The organism is Thermodesulfitimonas sp. (assembly GCF_052743955.1).
Genome location: NZ_JBRAIN010000122.1, coordinates 1 through 4,057, shown reverse-complemented (window position 1 = coordinate 4,057; position 4,057 = coordinate 1). Strand labels below are relative to the sequence as shown.

Below are 4,057 nucleotides of genomic sequence, written 5' to 3'. Positions count from 1 at the left end.
CACAATAGATACTCTTGTGGTTCTCGGAACCACGGCAGCTTACCTTTTAAGTGTGGTCAACACTTTTTGGCGCAGCAGTCCCAGCTACTACGAAACTTCAGGCACAATCATCACGCTCGTCCTCTTAGGGCGCTACCTCGAAGACCGCGCCCGGCGGCAAACCACCGCCGCCGTGCGAGAGCTTTTGAACCTTCAGCCTGCAACGGCCCGGATTCTCCGGGACGGAGACGAGGTAGAAGTCCCGGCGAACACCGTCGCCGTCGGGGACACGGTTATCGTGCGCCCGGGTGAGCGGGTGCCGGTTGACGGAAGAGTGGTCGGCGGCGCCGCCGCGGTTGATGAGTCGCTCGTCACCGGCGAAGGCCTGCCCGTAGAAAAGAAACCGGGAGACGCGGTTGTGGGGGGACGCTTAACCTCAACGGCGTGCTCCACGTGCAGGCTACAGGGGTGGGTGCGGCAACGGTGCTGGCGCGAACGATCCGGCTCGTCCACGAGGCTCAGGAACGCAAAGCGAAGGCGCAGCGAGTTGCGGACCGAATTATTGGCTATTTCGTGCCCGGAGTGGTTACCTTGGCAGCCTTGACCCTCACCGGCTGGTTGCTTCTGACCGGCGGTATCGCCCGGGCGGTGCTCCAGACAGCGGCCGTTTTGGTGGTAGCCTGCCCCTGCACCTTAGGTATAGCGACGCCCACAGCAGTAATTATGGCAACCGGGCGAGGAGCGAAAGCGGGAGTTTTCTTCCGGGGCGGGGAGTTTCTCGAAACCGCCGCGCGGGTCGATACGGTGGTTTTCGATAAAACCGGAACGCTTACGGCGGGCAAATTAGCGGTCATGGCGGTGGAAGCGGCGCCGGGCTATACCACATCAGAGCTGCTCCGCTGGGCAGCAGCCGCCGAACATCTCTCCGAGCACCCGATCGGCCGGGCAATTGTCGTCAGCGCAAGGGCCCAAGGGTTGGCGTGGCCGGAAGCTGAAAATTTCACCGCCCTCCCCGGCTTTGGGATCCGGGCAACGGTTACCGGACAAACAGTAGTCGTCGGGCAAGAACGGCTCCTGCAGGAAGAAGGCATCGCCACAACGCCCCTCCAAGAAAAAGCAGCAAAGCTCAGCGCCCAGGGCAATACGGTGATTTTTGTGGCGGTAAACGGCAAGCCCGCCGGGGTCGTTGGGGTCGCAGATACGGTTAAAGAGGGCGCTAAGGCGGCAGTCGCTTCGCTAAAACAGATGGGAGTAAGGGTAATTCTTGCCACCGGCGACCACCCCGTGGTGGCACGGACGGTCGCGGGAAAGGTGGGGATAGACGAGGTTCGGGCCGGGGTGCTCCCCGAGGAAAAAGCCGCGCTGGTAAAAGAGCTGCAAACCCAGGGCCGGGTAGTGGCGATGGTCGGCGACGGGATCAATGATGCTCCGGCCCTCGCCGCGGCCGACTTGGGGAGCGCTGTCGATACCGGAACCGACGTAGCCGGGGAGGTGGCCGGGGTGATCCTTTTCCGTGGCGACCTCCGGGGGGTACTCCGGACGCTGAGGCTCGGGCGGGCAGCCGCCCGGAAGATTCGTCAGAACCTCTTCTGGGCGTTTATTTACAACATTCTCGCTCTACCTGCCGCCGCCTTTGGTTTCTTTACCCCAGTAGTGGCCGCCGCGCTTATGGCCTTAAGTGACGTATCGGTAGTTACAAGCTCGCTCCTGCTGCCACGGGCAAAGCTTTAAACTTTAATTTCCGGCTGCGGCTTCCCGAAGTAAAAGCCTTGAGCGTAGTCGACGCCGATCTCTCTTACCACTTCAAGAATCGCTTCGTTCTCCACCCCCTCGGCCACCGTTTTCCTGCCGAAAGCCGCAGCCACGGTGGTTATCGCCTGAACAATACTCCGGGCAGAAGGCGTCTGCGCCGCACCGCGCACGAAGGTTCCGGCGATCTTAAGGTAATCGAGGTAGTCCGCTGCTAAGAGGCTAAAAAGCGAAAAGGAAGTGCAGCCCGCGCCGAAATCGTCGAGGGCGAAGCGACAGCCCAAGTCTCGCAGCACTCGGAGCCAGTCTTTCGCGCGCTCGAAATCTTTCATCACGGCGGTTTCGGTGATTTCAAACCCTAACTGCCGCGGGTCGACGCCGCTCTCTTTAATCGCTGTAATGATGCAGTCGAGAAGCATGTCACTGCCGATACTGGCGGCAGAAAGATTCACAAAGAGGGTAAGCTCTCGGTTCGCCTGCAAGACTTTAAGCGCTCTCCTAGTCACCCAGCAATCAATCTGCGGCATCAGACCAAAGCGCTCCCCAACCGGGATGAAGCTATCGGGAGCAATCAAAGTGCCGTCCTCCGCCCGTAACCGCAGCAAAACCTCGTGGTAAAGGATGCGTGCATCGCCAACACTCACTACCGGTTGGAAGAAAAGGATGAAGCCCTCTTCACGCAGGGCCGCTTTGATGCGGCTCACCCAGTAACTGGCAGCAGAAGAAGCGGCAACGAGATCTTCTTCCGGCCTTACGATTACGCAGGTGTTCCCGCCGCTTTCTTTCGCGGTGTAAAGCGCCGCGTCGGCCTGCCCGAGGAGTCTTTGGATATCCATCTTTTCATCCAGAAGCTTTTCATCCAGAAGGGCGATGCCAATGCTGAGGCTGAGGTTGAAAGTATGTCCGTCAAGCGTAACCGGGGTTTCGTCAACGACACGTCGCAACCGTTCCGCTATCTCCTCGGCTTCCTCACAACCGCTCCCTTCCAGGAGGACCGCGAACTCGTCCCCGCCGACGCGGGCTAACAAGTCCCCCTCCCGCAAATTCTTCCGCAGCAGGCTAACCATGAACTTGAGCGCGGTATCGCCGGCACTGTGCCCCAAGGTGTCGTTAATGAGCTTGAAGTTGTCGAAGTCGAGAAACAAAAGCGCGCTCTGACGCCCCCGCCGCGCCCGGGCCAGAGCCCGTTTGAGATTCAACTCTAAAAAGTAGCGGTTGGGCAGCCCGGTTAAAAAATCGTGGGTCGCCAAGAATTGCAGCTCTTTGCGGTGCATTAACCCGTAAACGCTCAAGAAAAGGCCCGCCAGTAAAACGAAGGTAAGGAGACCAAACCCGCCCATTACCATATCGAAAAGCGCGATGCTTCTCAGCTGGTGCTGCACTTCCGCCGGCGCGACACTGGCAACCACCTTCCATTCCCCCACCGGCACGGTCCAGAACTGTGCTAAAACCAGTTCGTTTTTCTCATTCCGGTAGGTAAGCTCCCCCTCAAAAGCACCGCGCATCTTCCGCCAGTTGGCCCGCAAGGCTTCGAGGCAATCCTGCTCTTCCCGCGCCGCGTGGCGCCACGCCTGCGGCGAAGCGAAAAGGTTAAGTCCTACCAAGGCTTTATTAGGATGGATAAGTATGTAGCCCCGGCCGTCTACTACCCATAAGCAACCTCCTGGGCCGCACTTGAGGTTGGCGATAAGGCCCGCCGCCGTCCTGAGGAAAATATCTAGGCCCAGCACCCCGCGCAACTCCTGCTGCTGATATACGGGAACGGCCAGGGTCAGGCAAAGTTCGCCGGTGGCGGCATCACGGTATGGTTCGGTAACGATGAAACCCCGCGCGGCCACCGCTTCCCGGTACCAGGGGCGCTGGCGGGGATCAAAGTTGGGTGGGAACTGGGCGTTGGCCGAATCGAGGAGCTTGCCGTCCCGTTCCCGGCAAAAATAGAAATTATCTACCAAGCTCAAACCGATAACTTTTTCGGTAAGAAATTGGTCTATACCGGCATCGTCGTCGAGGTTCATTTTCGCTAACCGGGTTGCGGTAATAAAAACCAGTTCCCGGTAAGAGCGCAGTACCTCGCCCAGGAGGAAGGCGGCGTTCGCCGCCGCCTCGCGCTCGGTTTGCCGCAGGGTCTGAAAATACTTCTCCCGCTGTTCCGTATAATGACGGTAGCCATAGACGGCGCTACCACCCCCGGTCAGGAGGAAGGCAATAAGGACCAAAGCCAAGAGAATACGGCTCCTTTTCTCCAGTTTTACCGGGCATTCCATATCGGGTAATTAGCCGTCCCACCTTTTGTAGAAAATTATCTACGAAGGCTTCCTGCTTCAACGAC

Annotated in this window: 1 protein-coding gene and 1 pseudogene; one reads left to right on the top strand and one right to left on the bottom strand. The window is 59.0% G+C overall.

Annotated elements, in window-relative coordinates:
- Positions 1–66: 66 nt before the first annotated feature.
- A pseudogene (locus tag ACUVTA_RS08740) lies at positions 67–1,710 on the top strand (heavy metal translocating P-type ATPase); the annotation flags it as partial.
- Here the strand turns inward: ACUVTA_RS08740 and ACUVTA_RS08735 are convergent.
- Entirely contained in the window at positions 1,707–3,950 is a 2,244-nt protein-coding gene (locus ACUVTA_RS08735; RefSeq protein WP_445952558.1) for an EAL domain-containing protein, read from the bottom strand. The pseudogene ACUVTA_RS08740 and the gene ACUVTA_RS08735 sit on opposite strands and share 4 nt — an antisense overlap.
- Between the last annotated feature and the right edge of the window lie 107 nt (positions 3,951–4,057).